Genomic DNA, 17,746 nt, shown 5'->3' with positions numbered 1-17,746 from the left:
CGCCGCCCGTCCCGGGCCCGGCACGCACGGCACGCCCGACCCGTCCGTCCCAGGCCCGACCCGCGCGGCCCGCGGTCAGTCCGGCAGGAGCAGGTTGACGTCGCCGAACTCGTGCCAGAGGTAGCGGCGTTGAACGGCCGCCGCGTAGCAGCGCTCCAGCAGCGGCCGTCCGGCTACGGCCGCGAGCATCAGCAGGTGCGAGGCGCGGGGCTCGTGCCAGCCGGTGAGCAGGCCGTCCACCACCCGCACGCCGCGCTCCGGAGTGATCACCAACTCGGTCCAGCCGTCGGCCCGGTGGACCGTTCCGCCGGCCCCGGCCGCCGACTCCAGCGCCCGGACGACGGTGGTGCCGACCGCGATCACCCGGCCGCCGCCGGCCCGGACGTGGCCGACCAGCCGGGCGGTGGCGGCCGGCACCTCGAACCGCTCGGCGTACGGCGGCTCGTGGGCCTCCGGGGACGCGACGCCGGTGTGCAGCGTGACCGGCGCGACCAGGACCCCGCGCCCGGCCAGCCGGGCCACCACCTCGGCGCTGAACGGCCGTGCCGCGCTCGGCATCTCGCTGCTGCCGGGGACGGTCGCGAACACCGTCCGGTACGCCTCGATCGGCCAGTCGCGGTCCACGTAGCCGTACCGGATGGCCTTGCCGTGGCGCTCCAGGTACGCCACCAGGGGCCCGGGCAGGTCGAGCCGGGCGTGCCAGAGGCGGGCGGTGAACGGCTCGGTCAGCTCGGCGCGGGCCCCGCCCGGCAGCGCCACCCGCAGGCCGCGGCGGGCCGGCGACCCGTCGGGCGGGTAGGGGCCGGGCGCGGCGCCGGGGACCACCCGGCGCAGCTCGACCAGGTACGCGCCGAGCCGGTCCGGCTGCGCGGAGGAGAGGTGCAGGGCCACCGGGGCGCCGTCGGGCAGGGTGCCGGCCAGGGCGGCGGGCAGGGTCGCCGAGTTGTTGACCACGAGGAGGTCCCCCGGGCGCAGCACCTCGGGCAGCTCGGTGAAGCGCCGGTGTTCGAGGGCACTGCCGTCGCGGCGGCCGACCAGCATCCGCACGCCGTCGCGGGCGGTGCCGCGGGCCTCGGCGGGGGCGCGGGCGGAGAGTTCGGGCGGGACGGCGACGTCGATCCCGGGATCGGCGGCTGCGGTCATCGCCCACCCCCGACCGGGGCCGGTCCGGTCGGGGCGGCGGTGGTCTCCGGGGCCGCCGCGGCTCCCGTCGCCCCTGCCGCCGCCTCCGCCGTCGCCCTCGGCAGGAGGTCGGCGGCGCGGTAGCGGCCTGAAGCCGGGCGGTCGTGGACCAGGGCCAGCAGCGCGGGGACGACGGTCCCGGGGAGCGGCCGGTCGGAGATGTCCTCGCCCGGGAAGGCCTCCTGGTGCATCCTGGTCCGCATGTCGCCCGGGTCGACCGCCCAGACGCGCAGCTCCCGCTCCTCCTCCGCGAGCACCGCGGAGGCGTGGTCCAGTGCGGCCTTGCTGGCGCCGTAGCCGCCCCACCCCGGGTAGGCCTCGACGGCGGCGTCCGAGCTGAGGTTGAGCACGGCCCCGCCCCGCTCCCGTAGTTGGGGCAGCAGGAGCTGGGTGAGGGCGATCGGCCCGAGCACGTTGACCTCGAAGGTCTCCAGCAGGCCGGGCAGCGGGAAGTCCGCGAGGCGCGGCAGCGGAGCGCCCGCGAGGTCGTAACCGGTGAGCGTGGAGGCGTTGTTGACGAGCAGGCCCGCGCCCCCGAGACCGGCGGCGGCCTCGGCCAGGCGCTCGCGGTGGTCGTCGTCCACCACCGAGCCGGCCGGTGCGACCACCTCGGTGAGGGCGGCCAGTTCGGCCGCGACGACGGAGAGTTCGGCCGCGTGGCGGGCGGTGACGACCAGCCGCCAGCCCTCGGCGGCGAGCGCCCGGGCCAGTGCCAGGCCCAGCCCGCGGGAGGCCCCGGTCACCACGGCGACCGGCGCGGCGGACGCGGCGGACGCGGCGGACGCGAGGCGGGCGGCATCGGTGGTGTGCGCGGCTCCGGTACCGTGTCCGGCGGCGACGTCGGTGTTCTGCGGAACGTTCATGGCACCACGATCGCTCCGGCACCGGTCCGTCCGGATCGGCCACCGGCCCCGGGGCCCGGTCGTCCCTTCGCCCTAGACCGACCGCCCGACCGTGGCCGGACCGCCCGACCGTGGCCGGAGCGGCCCGGACCGACCGTCACGGCGCCCGAGCGTCGGGAAACCGGCCTCCACGGGCCCGACCCTCACGGAGCCCTGCCGTCACGGAGCCCGACCGGAACGGCCGGTCCGCCGGCGGACCGGCGAACGGCTCCCCGGGCGCGCGCCCGCCGGCTACCGCTGCGGCGCCGCGCCGTCGGCCCAGCCCGCCGGGTCCGACCAGGCGGCCAGGGTGCGGCGGCTCTCGAAGCGGCGCGGCCGGCCGGTCAGCGGATCGGTGAACTCGATGCTGGAGGCGAGCAGTTGCAGCGGCCGGCGGAAGTCGTCCGGAGCCGCGTCCGGCAGCAGCACCGGGTACACCGGGTCGCCGAGGATCGGCACGCCGAGCCCGCTCATGTGCAGCCGCAGCTGGTGGGTGCGCCCGCTCAACGGCTGCAGGCGGTAGCGGCCGAGGCCGGCGCGGTGCTCGGCCAGCTCGATCCGGCTCTCGCTGTTCGGCGGCGCGTCCAGCTCCTGGGCGGCGATCACGCCGCGCTCCTTGACGATGTGGCTGCGGACGGTGCGGGGCAGTGCCAGCTCCGGGTCGTACGGCGCGACGGCCCGGTACTCCTTGCGGACCAGGCGGTCCCGGAAGAGCGTCTGGTAGGCGCCCCGGTCCTCCGGGCGCACCACGAACATCGCCAGGCCCGCGGTCAGCCGGTCCAGCCGGTGCGCGGGGCTGAGGGCGGGGAGGCCGAGGCTGTGCCGCAGCCGGGACAGCGCCGTCTCGACCACGTGGCGGCCGCGCGGGGTGGTGGCCAGGAAGTGCGGCTTGTCGACCACGACCAGGCGGTCGTCGTGGTGCAGCACGTCCAGCTCGAAGGGGACGGGGACCTCGTCGGGCAGGTCCCGGTGGAGCCAGAGGTGCGCGCCGGGCCGGAAGGGCTCGTCCGGCCCGACCGGCCCGTCCTCGCCGACGATCTCGCGCCGGGACAGCAGCGCGTCGATCCGCTCCGGCGCGACGGTGGGAAGGCGCTCCGCCAGGTAGGCGCGCAGCGTCGGCCACGCGCCCTCGACGGGCAGCCGCAGGTGCACGGGGTCGACCCCGAGGCGCTGCGGAAGGGGGGCGGGTGGCACCTTGCTCCTGCGTCTCATCTCGCCGCCAGCTTAGGGCGTGTCCTTCGGAGCATGCCGGGCGGTGCCCGACGCCGGCCCGCCCCGTCCGGACCGCGCGCGGCCGCCGCGCCCCTGCGGCCCCGCCCGTCCCCGTCCGGCCCCGCCCCTCCCCACCGGCGCTCCGACGTGCCGGGTGGTGCGGGAGCGCGGGAGAGTGGACGGTGAGGCCCGCTGTCCGACCGACCCCCGGGAGGTGTGCGCGTGACCGCCGACGGCCCGCCGGACGTCCTGCCGCCGCTGCGCCTGCCACGGGGGACCAGGTGGCTGCTGGCCGGCGCGGTGCTGCTCCTGGTCGCGGCGGTGGTGGTGGACCTGGTGACCGGCCCGGGGACGACCCTCTCCCCGGTGCTCGCGGTGGCGCCGATGCTGGCCGGGGCCACCACCCGGCGGGCCCGGCGACCGCTCGTGACCGGCGCGATCGCCACGGTCCTCGTCGCCGTGCTGGAGGCCGTCAACGGGCGGCTTCCCTCCTCCGTGCACCTGGCGGCGCTGGTCACCGTCGTGGCCGCCACGCTGGTCAGCGCGGGGAACGTCGTCCTGGTGGCGTCCCGGGAGCGTGAGCTGTTCGAGGTCCGGACGGTGGCCGAGGCGGCGCAGCGGGCGCTGCTGCGGCCGCCGCCGGAGCACCTCGGCCCGCTGCGGGTGGCCGTGCGGTACGTCGCCGCGGCCGCCGAGGCCCGGATCGGCGGTGACCTGTACGAGGCGGCCGCCGGCCCGCAGGGCGTCCGGGTGCTGCTGGGGGACGTGCAGGGGCACGGGCTGCCCGCGGTGGAGACGGCGGCGGACGTCCTGGGGGTGTTCCGCGAGGCGGCCCGGACCGAGCCGGACCTCGGCCGGCTGGCCGAACGGCTGGACGCGGCGCTGGCGGGCCGCCCGCAGAACGACCGGTTCGTGACGGCGGTGCTGCTGGAGGTGGACGGGTCCGGCGCGCGGCCCGGCTTCGTCAACTGCGGGCACCCGCACCCGCTGCTGCGCCGGGCCGGCCGGGTGACCGAGCTGGTGCCGCCGGAGCACGCCCCGCCGCTGGGCCTGCTCGACCTGCTCGGCGGCCACTACCGGGTGGGCTCCTTCGACCCCGGACCGGGCGACCTGCTGCTGCTCTACACCGACGGCGTCTCGGAGGCCCGGAACGCGGCGGGCCGGTTCTTCCCGGTGGCGGAGCGGCTGGCGGAGATCACCGCAGGCAACCCGGAGGACGTGCTGGACGCCCTGCTGGCGGAGGTCCGCGCCTGGGTGGGGGACGCCGGCCTGGCGGACGACGCCGCCCTGCTGGCCCTGCGCTGGGAGCGCTGACCGGGCGCCGGCGGGCCCCTCGGCGCCGTGTCCGGGGCGGTGCGCGCGCCGGCCGGGCCCCCGGTGTCAGTGGCTCGTGCCAGGCTGTGCGCGGGTCGGCGGGGTGCCGCACCGTCCGGAGTCATGAGCGGAGTGCGCCATGGGTACGAGGTCGAGCGGGGCGTTCGAGGTGACGGCGTTCGAGCCGGAGGAGACGGACGAGGAGCCGGGGGCGACGCTCGGCCGGGTCCGGATCACCAAGGAGTTCACGGGCGGCCTGACCGGCCGGAGCACGGTGCGGATGCTCTCCGTGCTGGACGGCTCGGGCGGGCCGGCGGCCTACGTGGCGGTGGAGCGCTTCACCGGCGAGCTGGACGGGCGGAAGGGGTCGTTCGTCCTGCAGCACGCGGCGCCCGGCAGCAGCGGCGAGCGGCTGGCGATCCGGGTGGTGTCCGGTACGGGCGCGGGCGAGCTGGCCGGGATCACCGGCACCTTCGAGCTGGCCGTGGACGACGAGGGCCGGCACACCTACACCCTGGAGTACGAGCTGGGCTGACGACACGGGCCGCCGCGCCGTCCGCGCGGCACCGACCCGGCCGATCAACGCACTGCCACGATGATGCGATCAGTGCACGATCGATCGCGGAGGGTGGCGCATGCCCCGTACGACGGAGGCGGCAGCAACGGCGACAGCAGGGAGAGCGGCGGCGAGCGGGCACGGCCGGCGGCCGCGCCTGCACCGGGTGGACGGGGTGATCGGCCGCCTGCGCACGATCGGTGCCGGCCTGCCGGCGGGTGACGGCGTCGCGGTGTTCAACCGGATGTACCTCACCGTCACCGAGGCGGTGCGCGACCGGCTGGCACGGCCGTACTTCGCCGATCCCGCGGCGATGGCCGAGTTGGACGCGGTGTTCGCCGGGCGCTACCTGCTGGCCGTGGACGCCGCCGCGGCGGGGCGCCGGCCGCCGGCCTGCTGGCGGCCGCTGTTCGAGCTGCGGGCGCACCCGGGGGTGCACCCGCTGCAGTTCGCCCTGGCCGGCATGAACGCGCACATCCAGCACGACCTGCCGCTCGCGGTGGTGGACACCTGCCGCCGGCTCGGCTGCGAGCCGGAGCACCTCGCCGGGGACTACCGGCGGATCAACGGCCTGCTGGCCGGAGTGGAGGCGGACGTCCGGGAGCAGCTGATGCCCGGGCCGGACGTGCTGGAGCGGATCGAGCCGTTGACGCACCGGGTCGGCGCCTGGTCGGTGGACACCGCCCGGGACGCCGCCTGGGCGAGCGCCCGCGCCCTCTGGGAGCTGCGCGGGTCGCCGCGCGCGGCGGCGGCGCTGGCCGACGCGCTGGACGGCTCGGTCGGCCTGCTCGGCCACGCCCTGCTCACCCCGCTCGGACTCGCCGGGGAGCTCGACCGGGAACCCGACCGGCAACCCGACCGGGAGCGCGTCACCGCGCGCGGTCGGGAGCACGACGAGGAACACGACGGCGAACCCGGCCGGGAGCCCGCCCGGAACCCGGCGGCCGGCCGGCTCCCCGGGGCGGGGAACCGGCCGGCGGCCGGACGGGAGCGCCGGGGCGATCAGGCCCAGCTGGAGTGCAGCGGCTTGCCCTCGGCGTAGCCGGCCGCGCTCTGGACGCCGACCACGGCCTTCTCGTGGAACTCCTCCAGGCTGGAGGCGCCCGCGTAGGTGCAGGAGCTGCGCACGCCGGCCACGATCGAGTCGATGAGGTCCTCGACGCCGGGGCGGGCCGGGTCGATGAACATCCGCGAGTGCGAGATGCCCTCCTCGAACAGCGCCTTGCGGGCCCGGTCGTACGAGGAGTCCTGGGCGGTGCGGTTGCTCACCGCGCGCGCCGAGGCCATGCCGAAGGACTCCTTGTACTGGCGGCCGTCGGCGGCGGTCTGCAGGTCGCCCGGCGACTCGTAGGTGCCGGCGAACCAGGAGCCGATCATCACGTTGGACGCGCCGGCGGCCAGCGCCATCGCGACGTCGCGGGGGTGGCGGACACCGCCGTCGGCCCAGACGTGCTTGCCGAGCCGGCGCGCCTCGGCGGCGCACTCCAGGACGGCGGAGAACTGCGGGCGGCCGACGCCGGTCATCATCCGGGTGGTGCACATGGCACCGGGGCCGACGCCGACCTTGAGGATGTCGGCCCCCGCCTCGACCAGGTCGCGGACACCGGCGGCGGAGACCACGTTGCCGGCCACGACCGGGATCTGCGGGTCCAGCCCGCGCACCGCCTGCAGCGCGTTGATCATGCTCTCCTGGTGGCCGTGTGCGGTGTCGACCACCAGCACGTCGGCGCCGGCCTCGATCAGGGCCTTCGCCTTGCCGGCGACGTCGCCGTTGATGCCGACGGTGGCGGCGATCCGCAGCCGGCCCCGGGCGTCGACGGCCGGGGTGTAGAGGGTGGCGCGCAGCGCGTTCTTGCGGGTGAGGATGCCGACCAGGCGGCCCTCGGCGTCGACGACCGGGGCGAGCTTGCGGTGCGCCTCGCTCAGCTTGTCGAAGGCCGTGCGCGGGTCGATGCCCTCGTCGAGCAGCAGCAGGTCGCGCGACATGACGTCGGCGAGGCTGGTGAAGCGGTCGACGCCCTGGCAGTCGGACTCGGTGACCACGCCGACCGGCCTGCCGTCCTCGACCACGACCAGCGCCCCGTGCGCGCGCTTGGGCAGCAGCGACAGCGCCTCGGCGACGGTGGCGCCGGGAGCCAGGGTGATCGCGGTGTCGTGCACCAGGTGACGCTGCTTGACCCAGCCGATGACCTCGGCGATGACCTCGGTGGGGATGTCCTGCGGGATGGCGACCAGCCCGCCGCGGCGGGCGACGGTCTCGGCCATCCGGCGGCCGGCGATCGCGGTCATGTTGGCGACGACCAGCGGGATGGTGGTGCCGGTGCCGTCGTTCGAGGAAAGGTCGACGCCCTGGCGGGAACCCACCGCGGAACGGCTGGGCACCATGAAGACGTCGTCGTACGTGAGGTCGTACGAGGGCTGAAGATCGTTCAGGAAACGCATGGGGGGAACTCCGGCGATCAGTGGATACACCTAAGGTGCGGACTGGGCCGGGAACGGGTGGACGCACATGGCTCCCTTGACCCGTGGACCAATCCTCGCCGAACCACAGGTGAAAACGCCAGTCCGCGAACCTTTGCTGGCGCAGTGCACAAACCGTGATCACCGGTCGGCGGCCCGGACTGGAGGTTCCTCCAAATGATCGGGTTTTCGCCCCGCTCGGCCCCCCTCCCGTAGCATTCACGCGGTAAACGGTGAGGCGAACCAGGAACGGCAGTGGGCATGACGGCGGGCACGGACATCGGGCGGGACAGCGACATCCAGGGCACCGAGGAGGAGATCGACTACGGTCCCGGCCTCGACCCGGAGCGCCTGCGGCTCTGTCTGGACGTGCTCGCCGAGCTGGACACCCTGCACGTCGACCACCCGGACGCGATCACCGTCCGCCAGGCCGTCGGCGGCATATTCCGCACGCTCAAGCAGCGCCGCCGCCAGGAGACCCGGGCCCGCAAGACCGCCAACGACCGTGCCGTCACCGCCCGCACCGCCACCGGCGCGCCGACCCGGATCGACGACGAGACGGCCGGCGCCTTCGGCCTGACCACCGTCACCACCACGGAGATCGCCGGAATCCTGGAGCGCCCCCGCTCCTGCTACACCTGCAAGACCCGGTACGTCGAGGTGGACGCCTTCTACCACAACCTCTGCCAGGCCTGCGCGGCCAAGAACCGGTCCCGCCGGGACGCCCGCGCCGACCTCACCGGGAAGCGGGCGCTGCTCACCGGCGGCCGCGCCAAGATCGGCATGTACATCGCGCTGATGCTGCTGCGCGACGGCGCGCACACCACCATCACCACGCGCTTCCCCAACGACGCGATCCGCCGCTTCAAGGCCATGCCGGACAGCGCCGAGTGGATCCACCGCCTCAAGATCGTCGGCATCGACCTGCGCGATCCCGCCCAGGTGATGGCGCTCGCCGACGAGGTGGCCGCGGACGGCCCGCTGGACATCCTGATCAACAACGCCGCGCAGACCGTGCGCCGCCCGCCGGAGTCCTACCGCGAGCTGGTCGCCGCCGAGTCCGCGCCGCTGCCGGCCGGCGAGCTGCCGCAGTCCACCACCATCGGCCGGTTCGGCAGCGGCAGCGTCGACCTGCCCGCGCTGCCGCACCAGGCGGGCGGCGAGGTCGAGCGGATCTCCGCCGAGGACGTCACCTCGCTCGCCCTGGTCACCGGCTCCGCCACGCCCGCCCGGATCGAGGCCGGCACGGCCATCGACGCCGGCGGTCTCGTCCCCGACCTCGCGCCCACCAACAGCTGGGTGCAGACCGTGAGCGAGGTCGGCCCGGTGGAGCTGCTGGAGGTCCAGCTGTGCAACTCCACCGCGCCGTTCATCCTGATCAGCCGGCTGCGCCCGGCGATGGCCGCCTCGGCGTCCCGCCGCAAGTACGTGGTCAACGTCTCCGCGATGGAGGGCGTCTTCGCCCGCGGCTACAAGGGCGCCGGCCACCCGCACACCAACATGGCCAAGGCCGCGCTGAACATGCTCACCCGCACCAGCGCGGAGGAGATGTTCCAGGCGGACGGCATCCTGATGACCGCCGTCGACACCGGCTGGATCACCGACGAGCGCCCGCACCCGGACAAGATGCGGCTCCACGAGGAGGGCTTCCACGCCCCGCTCGACCTCGTCGACGGCGCGGCCCGGGTCTACGACCCGATCGTCCGCGGCGAACGGGGCGAGGACCTCTACGGCTGCTTCCTGAAGGACTACGAGCGCGCCAACTGGTAGACCGCGCCGACTGGCAGACCGCGCCGACTGGCAGGCGCCGGCCCCGAGGAGAGACCGAGTTGACCACCGCACCGCTGATCGGCGCCGGCGTGATCGTCCCCACCGGGGACGGCCGGGTCCTCGTCGGCCGCCGGACCACGGCCGGCGAGCCACCGACCTGGAGCCTGCCCGGCGGCAAGGTGGACACCCCCGGGGAGTCCTTCGAACAGGCCGCCGCACGAGAGTTGGCCGAGGAGACCGGCATCGTGCTGCCGGCCGGGGAGATGCGGGTGCTGGGCGTCCTGCTCGACCACGAGCTCGGCAGGCCCCGGCTCACCGCGGCCGTCCTCGCGCCGCCGAGCCTGGCCGCCGCCGAGGTCACCGAACCGCACGCCTGCGCCGGCTGGGAGCGGTTCCCGCTGGACGCCCTGCCGGAGCCGATGTTCTACCCGTCCGCACTGGTGCTGGGCAGCTGGCTGACGGACCGTCCGTCCGCCCTGCGCCCGGGCACGTACGCGTACCCCGTCGCCCGCTGAGCGCGGACGACGGGGCACGGCCCGGGCCCCGGGTCGCCGCCCCGGAGGCCGGGGTCAGCCGTTGCGGGCCGCCTCGGGGCCGGTGATCCGCTTCAGCAGCGGCAGCGTCGAGGCGACGATCCCGAGCGCGGCCGTCAGCCCCACTGCCACCAGGACGAAGTACACCGCGCCCGGTGACACCAGGTCGTAGTGCATCTGGGACGCGAGGAACATCGCGGACGCCGCGAATCCCGTCCCGGTCGCGATCGCCGCCACCACCAGCAGCGGCAGCGCGCTCTCCAGCCCGATCACCCGCTGCAGCAGGCGCAGCGGCGCCCCGGTGAGCCGGAGCATCGCGAACGGCCGCCTGCGGTCGGACAGGCCCGCGACCACGCTCACCGCCAGGCTGCAGCCGGCGATCGGCAGGGTGGTCAGCAGCACCACGTTGGCCAGTTGCCGCCACCCGGCCAGCTCCTTCTGCTGGGCGGAGCCCCAGTCGCCGACCGTCCGGGACCCGTACCCCGGGTGGGCCACGGTGAGCAGGGTCCGAATCCGCTCCATGGCCGCGGTGGAGCCGTCGGTGGTCACGTAGACGTTGCGCACGGGCAGCGCAGCCACCTCCTCCGCGGAGACCGGCGCGGCCGGCCACTCCATCTCGGAGCTGGAGCGCAGGCTCAGGAATCCCCACGGCGGGACACCGGCGACGCTCGCGCCGGCCGGGCAGCGGCCCACCACCGGGACCTGGGCGAGGTCGGTGCAGAGCACCAGGTTCGGCGCGAACCCGGGGTGTTCACCGGGCAGCGCGCCGACCGCCTTCGGGTTGTCGTGGCCCAGTGCGAGGCCGCGGAAGCCGGGGACCGCCCGGAGGTCGGCCAGCAGCCCGGCCGACACGGCGTCCGTCATCGGCGGGTCCTCGACCAGGCCGCTCTGCTCGACCGCGACCCGGGTCTGCGGGTCCCCGCTGAGCGTGCCGCGGTTCTCGTTGATGGTGCCGATGATGCAGACCGTCGCCGTGGTGACGAAGAGGGCGAGGACGAGGCCGGCGACCGAGCGGAAGCCCGCCTTCGGGTCGTCGGCGAGCCGGCGGACGGCGATCAGGGTGGCCGGCCGGCCGGTGCGCCGGGCCACGCCCCGGGCGGCCGCCATCGTCAGCCAGGGTCCGGCGACCACCAGGCCGAGCATGATCACCAGGAAGCCGGTCAGGTAGGCCGCGGTCTGCCCGTCGGTGGTCTCCGGACGGCGGTCGGCGAAGTAGCCGAGCTCGGCGAGGCCGCCCAGCAGCGGCACCAGCCGCCAGGCGCTCGGCGGCTTCGGGGTCACCCGGCGGGTGACGCCCAGCGGCGAGACGGTGACCCGCCTGAGGGCCAGCCGGGCGGCGACCGCCGCCGCCACCGGGACGCCCAGCGCGGTCGCGGCGGCCTGGAGCGGGGTGAGCGTCAGGTCCTGGACGAAGAACCGGTCCCCGGTGAAGGGGACGGTCGCCACCAGCGGGCGCAGCAGGAGGAACAGGCCGAAGCCCACGGCGGTGCCGGCCGCCGCGGCCACCGTGGACTCCACCGCCGAGACCAGCGAGACCTGCCGCGGGGTGGCGCCGACCAGCCGCATCGCGGCGTAGCGCTGCTCACGGGTGGCGGCGGAGAGCCGGGTCGCGGTGCCGATGAAGACGACCACCGGGAAGATCAGTGCGCCGGCCACCACGGAGAGGATCAGGGTCATGGCGTCGCCGCGCACACCCAGCCCCGGGCAGTAGTCGTGCTCGCAGGAGGGCGGAAGGGCGGTGGCGATCGTGGTCACCGTACTCACGCCGGGCATGTGCTCGATCTCCGCCGGCGTGCGGCCGACGATCACGTACAGCGAGTCCGGGGAGGGCAGTGCCTCGTCGCCGATGACTCCGGCCGGACGGCCGGGGAAGCGGTCGCCCAGCTCGACGGCCGGGGTCCTGCGCAGCAGTTCGGCGAGCGCGGGCGAGGTGTAGTACTCGCCGGGCGCGGGCAGCCGGTCGAGGCCCGGCGGGACGGGCGCGCTCGGCCCGGTGGCGGCGACGTCGACCCGGAGGATCTCCTTGCCGTCGAAGTAGTCGCCGTGGTCCCACCACCAGAGCGGGTCGACCGCCGCGGTCTCGGTGCGGCTCACCGCGCCGGTGTTGGTCCACAGCTGCCGCTCGTTGGACGCGCCGACGGCGTTGATGCCGGCCAGCGTGGAGAGCAGCAGGCCGACGCCGATCGCCACGGCGCCGGCGATCATGACCAGCCGGGCCACGGCCTCCCGTCCGCCGCTGACGGCGAGGCGGAGCGCGAAGGCGATCACGGGGCCACCTGCTCCGGCGCGAGCCTGGTCGTCCTGGCCCTGCCGTCCCGGACCATCGCCTCGCGGTCGGCGTAGGCGGCTACCCGGGGCTCGTGGGTGACCAGGACGACGGCGGTGCCCTGCTCGCGGGCGGCGCCGACCATCAGCTCCATCACCTGCTCGCCGGTGAGCGAGTCCAGCGCGCCGGTCGGCTCGTCGGCGAAGAGCACCTGCGGACGGGCCACCAGCCCGCGGGCGAGGGCGACCCGTTGGGCCTGTCCACCCGACAGCTCGCCGGAGCGGCGCCGTTCCATGCCGTCCAGCCCGAGCCGGGCGAACCACGGGCGGGCCTCGGCCAGAGCGGCCGCCCGCTTGGTGCCGCGCAGGAGTAACGGCAGGGCGACGTTCTCCTCGGCGGTCAACTCGGGGACGAGCTGCCCGAACTGGAAGACGAAGCCGAAGGTGTCACGGCGCAGGGCGCTGCGCTCGCCCTCGGTCATGGTGTCCAGCCGGCGTCCGGCGAAGTGCACCTCGCCGGAGTCGGGGGTGAGGATGCCGGCCAGGCAGTGCAGCAGGGTGGACTTGCCGGAGCCGCTGGGCCCCATGACGGCGAGCACCTCACCGGCGTCGACGGCCAGGCTCGCGCCGCGCAGGGCGGGGGTCTCGCCGAAGGAGAGGGTGAGGTCGCGGGCCTCGATCAGCGTGGTCACGGCCGCACCGCCTCGGCGAGTGCGTCCAGGCGGGCGGCGGTCAGGTCGATCCAGCGCAGGTCGGCCTCCAGGTGGAAGAGTCCGTGGTCGGCGAGCAGGGCGTCCACCAGGGCGCCGCTGCGGCGGAGTTCCGTCAGTTCGCGCATCCGCCGCAGGTGGGCGGCGCGCTGGGTGTCGAGGTACAGCTCGGCGTCGCGGCCGAGCATCAGGGCCAGCACGACCTTGGTGAACAGCACCGACTGCAGGTTCGGTTCGGGCGCGACGGGCTCGGTGAGCCAGTGCTCGAACTCGGTCACACCGGCCTCGGTGATGACGTACCGCTTGCGCTCCGGCCCGTCGCCGGGCTCGGCCTCGCCCGCCACCACCTTGCCGTCCCGCGCGAGCCGCCCGAGCGTGGCGTAGACCTGGCCGTAGGGAAGGGGCTTGCCGCGCCCGAAGAAGGTGTCGTAGTCGCGCTTGAGGTCGTAGCCGTGGCTCGGCTCCCGCTCCAGCAGCCCGAGGAGGGTCAAAGGAACACTCATGGGAGGAACATACACCAGAGGTATACTCCGAGTGTATAGCTGCCGAGGATACGGCGCTGACCTGGGAAGGCGAAGGATCGACGGAGGCGCGAAGGGTGCGGCGGGGGCGCAGAGCGCTCGACGCCCGCCCGGTGCCGGCGGCCGGAGCGGGGGCGGCGGCCGGAGCGGGGGCGGCCCCACGCCGCCGCCCGCTCCCGCACCGCGACCCGACGAGCCCCCACAGCGGGCCGGGCCTGCCGCGTCCCGGCACGTGGAGGACGCGGCTGCCCCCAGCCTGCCCCGCCGACCCCTCCGCCGCCGAGGGCCCAACGGCCCTGCCGCCGCCTGTCGGCCAGAGCCCAACGTCCCTTTCCGCCACGGGGAGCCGGCCCCGGAGGTCCCGGTGGTACGAGCGCGCACGGCTCTTGTGCCGGGCGCCCGGCAGCGGGAGATTGGTGGCCGGAGCCCGGCCGACCGCCCCTGGTGCCGCCGGACGCCGCCCGCCGCCGTGCCCGCGCCGACCCGAGGAGTCACGCCGTGTCCAGCACACCCCGCCCGCCCCGGCCCGCGTCGCCTCCGCGGCGCGCCGCCCGCGAGCTGCGGCGGGCCTTCGGCACCCGCCGCCACCGGCTCCGCGAGCCGCTCGCCCGTCCGCTGGACCGCTCCCGCAGCCGGGCCCGGGCCGCGGCGGCGCTGGCGTTCCTGCTCGCCCTCGCCGTCTCCGTCGGCGGTGCGTTACTCGCCCACCGGGCGACCCTGCGTGCGGCCGCGGCCGACCGGGCCCGCCTGGAGCCGGTCGAGGCCACCGTCCTCGCCACCGAGCGGCCCACCGCCACCCCCGGTGCCCGCTGGTCCGGCGACTCCCAGGAGCGCATCACCGTCCGGGCCGCCCGGACCGCGCCCGACGGACAGCCGCACACCGGCACCGTGGAGGTGCGCCGCACCGTCGTGGCCGGATCCGCCGTCACCCTCTGGGTCGACCGGGGCGGAACGCCCCACCACACGCCGCCGTCCGCGGTCGGCCTCGCCGCCGAGGCGGTCTGCTTCGGCCTCGCCGGTTTCGCCGCCCTCGGGGCCGGCGTGGGCGGCGCGCTCGCACTGCGGCTGCGCATCCTCGACCGCCGCGCCGACCGCGCCTGGACGCGGTCGTGGGCCCGCCACGAACCGCTGTGGAGCGGCCGCACCGCCAGCAGCCCCGGCGGCCCGCCGGACGACTAGGAAGCACCCGCGCGCGGCGTCGGGCGCCCGGAAAGAGGGGTGATGCGCTGGCTCGGCGCCGAGCCCAGGGCCCTGGAGTCCCGGGCCGAGGCCGCGCAGCTGATCGAGCGGTTCCGCGACCGCTCGGCCGACCCCCGTTACGGCGTGTGGGCGCTGGAGCAGCGGGAGACCGGGACCGTGATCGGCTCCGTCCTGCTGCTCCCGCTGCCCGACGGGGACGGCGCCGTCGAGGTCGGATGGCATGTTTCTAACGGGTTCCGTTGGCCCCACGCTTCCGGGTTCCGTCGGCTCCACTTCTGCGCTGAACAGGTGAGGGCGCGAGGAAGGGTTGGAGAGTTCCGAGTTGGTTGGCCCCACCCCCTCGATCGGGTGAGGTTTCACCGCTGACCGCCCGTTGGAGTGGTGGCGTCGGCGGCGAGCGTTGTTCGGTCGGTAGCGTGTGGTGAGCAACGCCCGCCCCGATCGCGCCCCCGACAGGATGCGTCTGGGCGGGCGTTCTTGGTTTGCGTGGCTTCGTGGTCCTTGGTGGCGGTCTCGTCGGCTTTATTCCGCGGGTCCGTCGGGTACTCGGGCCGGCAGGATCGGTCGCATGTCGATAGATCCCTTGGTGGCCAGAGCCCGTGGGCTGTGGGAGGAACTCGCTTCGGTGCCCGTATCGTTCGCGCCGACGGGAGGTGTGAGCGTGGTGGTGTCACCCGAGTCGAGGATGTGCCCCTCGGGTTGGGTGGGCATGGTGGTTCTGGGCAACTCGGCGATCGTGACCACCCCCAACGAGGACACGGCCAAGACGGTGCGCGACGCGCTGGCCAACCTTCCGGTAGCGGCGATCGCCGGCGCTCATTCGGTCCGCGGGGTGCTGCCCGTGGCCCGGGTCCTCGCCCCCGCGGCGCTGGCATATGTGTCCGACGACAGGTTCCGGTCGATGGTGGCTCGCGGGCTGACAGTGGAACAGCTGCCGGGAGAGCATCCTGATCTGCGGAAACTGGAGAACGTGGCGGGTGCAGACGACGCAGACGAAGCCGAGCTGGACGAGATCACCTCACCCGCCTTCGTTATCCGTGAGGGAGGCGAGGTCGTCGCTGCTGCCGGGTATCGGTCCTGGCCGAGCCGGACCGCCCACGTCAGTGTGCTGACCGCCCCTGAATGGCGGGGGCGGGGCCTTGCCCAGGCAACGGGATCCGGGGCGGTGGCGCACGCGTTGGCGGGCGGATTGCTCCCGCAGTGGCGGGCCCGGGTGCCCGCTTCGCGGCGGGTCGCGCTCGCGCTGGGTTTCCGCGAGCTGGGCGCTCAGCTGAGCGTGGAGCTCGCATAGGAGGCGGGTCGGGGCCGGGTTGATGAGGATCTCGGAAAACGGCCAGGGCTACTCCCCGTTCCCCACTCAGTTGAAGGTCGGACTGAGTGGGGAGTTTCAGGGCTCTGGCCGCAGTTCCGTGAAGTCGATGCCGGCCCCGGCGGGCGATCGGTGACCGAAGCCCGGTCGCTGCTGGAGCGTGGCTGGGTCAGAACGCAACGGCTGACAGGTCGGTGGCGACGTCGACAGCCTGGTAGCCGTAGGTTTCCGCCGCTTCGACGCGCAGCATCCGTTCGACCGAACTTGTGGGGGAAGCGTTCACCACCGACGCTGAAGTCACCACGTTGATTGACCTTCACACCGGGCAGGTGCCTGGCCAAGTACTCGACGTTGCGTCGGTTCGATCCCAGGCCACCGATGCTGAGTTCGGTGCGATCCCCGTTCAGCTCCGGTGCGTCTGCGGCAACGAGAGAGAACGCACACCCTGACTCCTCCGCGAGCATCGCTAGTTCGATGATCGCGTAGACGTCACCATGCTCGGTGACGGCGGGCATCTGCCAGTGGTTGTTCAGGATGATGACGCACGGTATACCGGACCGCAGACCAAGCAGTGCCTGCTTCTGGTGCAGGACGCGAGCGGTGCTGACACGCTTCCAGGCCCAGACGGACCCGCCGCTGACGACGCTCGTGATCAGCCCGATCACGACATTCATCACTGCATCCGACACGAGCCCCCGCCCTCGTCCAACATGACCTGATAGTCGGTTGGCCAGCCTACTGATCAACGACCCGTCACGCGTGATGATTCGGCGACTCACAACGAGTCGGCAACTGCTTGTACAGCCGGTAGACCCGACGGCCCCCGCGCCGCCGGTTCGACCGGGCTCAGGGCGCGCCCTCCGGGGCGGTCCAGGCCGGGGCGGGGGTGCCCGGACGGGCGGTGCCGGCGGCGCGGGTCCGGAGGGCGACGGCGACCAGCAGGACGAGTGCCGCGCCGAGGGCGCCGGTGACGTGGGCGTGGAGCACCAGCACGGCGCCCAGCACCGCACCGCCGAGCATCCAGACCGCGGAGGCGAGTCGGCGGCGCCCCGCCCGCTCGGCGGCCAGGGCGGTGATGGTCATGGTCAGCACGGTGGTGGTCAGGTCGGGCACCTTCAGGTGGCGCACCACCGCGTTCTGCCACCCCATCGCGAGGCCGAGCGACCCGATCAGGACGTACCGGGCCGGGTCGGCGCCGTGGTCGGCCAGAGCCGCGACCAGGGTGGCGCCGGTCAGCAGCGTCGCCTCGACGCAGACCCCGACGACGAGCAGCCGCCCGCGGTGGCCGGGGAGGAGCTCGCCGAGCCGGCCGCCGGCGAGCGCACCCGACAGGAAGGCGGCCAGCGCGGCGAGCGAGGCCGTGGCCGAGAGGCCGGGGGCGCCGGCCAGGGCGAAGCCGAGGAAGACCACGTTCCCGGTCATGTTGGCGACGAAGACGTGGCCGAGGGCGAGGTAGCTGACCGCGTCCACCATGCCGGTGACCACGGTCAGGGCCAGCAGCATCGACACCAGCGGGCCGTGGCGTGGGTCGCTCCTCATCGCGCTCCTCCTCCGGTCGTGCGTGCCCGGCGGTTCCGGCACCACGTCCGTTCTACGCCCGACCGGGCACCGCGGAGGCGACGCCGCCCCGCTCCGGGCATGCCGGGGCGGGGCGGGGTCGGGGGGCGCTGCCGGCCGCCCCGGCGGTCCTCAGCAGTCCTTGAGGGCGGTGCAGAGCGCCGAGTCCATCGCCTTGGCGACCTCCGCGTCGGCCGGGCCGGCCCACGGGACCTTGGGCTGGGCGCCGCTCCTGCCGGTCGTCCAGACGGCCAGCTCGTTCACCGTGCCGTCGGG

Annotated in this window: 17 protein-coding genes; 8 read left to right on the top strand and 9 right to left on the bottom strand. The window is 75.0% G+C overall.

Annotated elements, in window-relative coordinates; all coding sequences use genetic code 11:
* Nucleotides 1-75: 75 nt before the first annotated feature.
* From MCM47_RS13510 to MCM47_RS13500, 3 genes are all read right to left on the bottom strand, one after another.
* Nucleotides 76-1,143, bottom strand: coding sequence for an S-adenosylmethionine:tRNA ribosyltransferase-isomerase (locus MCM47_RS13510; protein ID WP_238861802.1), 1,068 nt, complete (start codon nucleotides 1,141-1,143; stop codon nucleotides 76-78).
* Nucleotides 1,140-2,045 carry an SDR family NAD(P)-dependent oxidoreductase gene (locus MCM47_RS13505; protein ID WP_238861801.1) on the bottom strand — a complete coding sequence of 302 codons (906 nt, stop codon included), beginning with the start codon at nucleotides 2,043-2,045 and terminating at the stop codon, nucleotides 1,140-1,142. Before MCM47_RS13505 ends, MCM47_RS13510 begins: the two co-directional genes overlap by 4 nt.
* Nucleotides 2,046-2,315: 270 nt before the next feature.
* Entirely contained in the window at nucleotides 2,316-3,275 is a 960-nt protein-coding gene (locus tag MCM47_RS13500; RefSeq protein ID WP_238861800.1) for a pseudouridine synthase, read from the bottom strand.
* 222 nt (nucleotides 3,276-3,497) lie between these two features.
* Between MCM47_RS13500 and MCM47_RS13495 the strand changes: the two genes are divergently transcribed.
* The 3 genes from MCM47_RS13495 (at nucleotide 3,498) to MCM47_RS13485 (ending at nucleotide 6,187) form a co-directional block, all read left to right on the top strand.
* The gene (locus MCM47_RS13495; protein WP_238861799.1) at nucleotides 3,498-4,589 is read left to right on the top strand and encodes a PP2C family protein-serine/threonine phosphatase; all 1,092 of its coding nucleotides are present in this window, start codon (nucleotides 3,498-3,500) and stop codon (nucleotides 4,587-4,589) included.
* A gap of 139 nt (nucleotides 4,590-4,728) precedes the next feature.
* Nucleotides 4,729-5,124, top strand: a complete 396-nt coding sequence (locus tag MCM47_RS13490) for a DUF3224 domain-containing protein (RefSeq protein ID WP_238861798.1) — start codon at nucleotides 4,729-4,731, stop codon at nucleotides 5,122-5,124.
* 100 nt (nucleotides 5,125-5,224) lie between these two features.
* The gene (locus MCM47_RS13485) at nucleotides 5,225-6,187 is read left to right on the top strand and encodes a DUF5995 family protein (RefSeq protein ID WP_308222319.1); all 963 of its coding nucleotides are present in this window, start codon (nucleotides 5,225-5,227) and stop codon (nucleotides 6,185-6,187) included.
* Here the strand turns inward: MCM47_RS13485 and MCM47_RS13480 are convergent.
* Nucleotides 6,148-7,587 (bottom strand): GuaB1 family IMP dehydrogenase-related protein, encoded by a 1,440-nt coding sequence (locus tag MCM47_RS13480; RefSeq protein ID WP_238861797.1) that lies wholly within the window; start codon nucleotides 7,585-7,587, stop codon nucleotides 6,148-6,150. The genes MCM47_RS13485 and MCM47_RS13480 overlap by 40 nt on opposite strands.
* A 279-nt stretch (nucleotides 7,588-7,866) precedes the next feature.
* On the opposite strand from MCM47_RS13480, the gene MCM47_RS13475 reads away from it, so the two are divergent.
* A complete protein-coding gene (locus tag MCM47_RS13475; protein WP_238861796.1) occupies nucleotides 7,867-9,375 on the top strand; it encodes an SDR family NAD(P)-dependent oxidoreductase in 1,509 nt (502 codons plus the stop codon).
* Nucleotides 9,376-9,434: 59 nt separating this feature from the next.
* On the top strand, nucleotides 9,435-9,890 hold the full coding sequence (locus tag MCM47_RS13470; RefSeq protein WP_238861795.1) for an NUDIX hydrolase: 456 nt from the start codon (nucleotides 9,435-9,437) through the stop codon (nucleotides 9,888-9,890).
* 54 nt (nucleotides 9,891-9,944) lie between these two features.
* Here MCM47_RS13470 and MCM47_RS13465 read toward each other — a convergent pair whose 3' ends face one another.
* The 3 genes from MCM47_RS13465 to MCM47_RS13455 are packed head-to-tail and all read right to left on the bottom strand — an operon-like array spanning nucleotide 9,945 to nucleotide 13,386.
* A complete protein-coding gene (locus tag MCM47_RS13465; RefSeq protein WP_238861794.1) occupies nucleotides 9,945-12,176 on the bottom strand; it encodes an ABC transporter permease in 2,232 nt (743 codons plus the stop codon).
* Complete coding sequence (locus tag MCM47_RS13460; protein WP_238861793.1) at nucleotides 12,173-12,865, bottom strand: ABC transporter ATP-binding protein; 693 nt, start codon at nucleotides 12,863-12,865, stop codon at nucleotides 12,173-12,175. The genes MCM47_RS13465 and MCM47_RS13460 overlap by 4 nt, the downstream gene beginning before the upstream one ends.
* Nucleotides 12,862-13,386: a PadR family transcriptional regulator gene (locus tag MCM47_RS13455; RefSeq protein WP_238861792.1), complete on the bottom strand. Its 525-nt coding sequence runs from the start codon at nucleotides 13,384-13,386 to the stop codon at nucleotides 12,862-12,864. The genes MCM47_RS13460 and MCM47_RS13455 overlap by 4 nt, the downstream gene beginning before the upstream one ends.
* A gap of 516 nt (nucleotides 13,387-13,902) precedes the next feature.
* On the opposite strand from MCM47_RS13455, the gene MCM47_RS13450 reads away from it, so the two are divergent.
* From MCM47_RS13450 to MCM47_RS13440, 3 genes are all read left to right on the top strand, one after another.
* On the top strand, nucleotides 13,903-14,583 hold the full coding sequence (locus tag MCM47_RS13450) for a hypothetical protein (protein WP_238861791.1): 681 nt from the start codon (nucleotides 13,903-13,905) through the stop codon (nucleotides 14,581-14,583).
* 42 nt (nucleotides 14,584-14,625) lie between these two features.
* Nucleotides 14,626-14,970, top strand: coding sequence for a GNAT family N-acetyltransferase (locus tag MCM47_RS13445; RefSeq protein WP_238861790.1), 345 nt, complete (start codon nucleotides 14,626-14,628; stop codon nucleotides 14,968-14,970).
* A 202-nt stretch (nucleotides 14,971-15,172) separates the two neighbouring features.
* The gene (locus MCM47_RS13440) at nucleotides 15,173-15,895 is read left to right on the top strand and encodes a GNAT family N-acetyltransferase (protein ID WP_238861789.1); all 723 of its coding nucleotides are present in this window, start codon (nucleotides 15,173-15,175) and stop codon (nucleotides 15,893-15,895) included.
* Nucleotides 15,896-16,082: 187 nt separating this feature from the next.
* Here MCM47_RS13440 and MCM47_RS41685 read toward each other — a convergent pair whose 3' ends face one another.
* Together MCM47_RS41685 and MCM47_RS13435 are read right to left on the bottom strand one after the other, a co-directional pair.
* On the bottom strand, nucleotides 16,083-16,217 hold the full coding sequence (locus tag MCM47_RS41685) for a hypothetical protein (protein ID WP_255752137.1): 135 nt from the start codon (nucleotides 16,215-16,217) through the stop codon (nucleotides 16,083-16,085).
* 542 nt (nucleotides 16,218-16,759) lie between these two features.
* A complete protein-coding gene (locus tag MCM47_RS13435; RefSeq protein ID WP_238861788.1) occupies nucleotides 16,760-17,452 on the bottom strand; it encodes a YoaK family protein in 693 nt (230 codons plus the stop codon).
* Nucleotides 17,453-17,746: the final 294 nt, after the last annotated feature.

The sequence above is a fragment of the Kitasatospora sp. A2-31 genome, assembly GCF_022288725.1.
Lineage (GTDB): Bacteria > Actinomycetota > Actinomycetes > Streptomycetales > Streptomycetaceae > Kitasatospora.
Note: the sequence above shows the minus strand (reverse complement) of the source record. Positions and strands in the feature narration are given on the sequence as shown.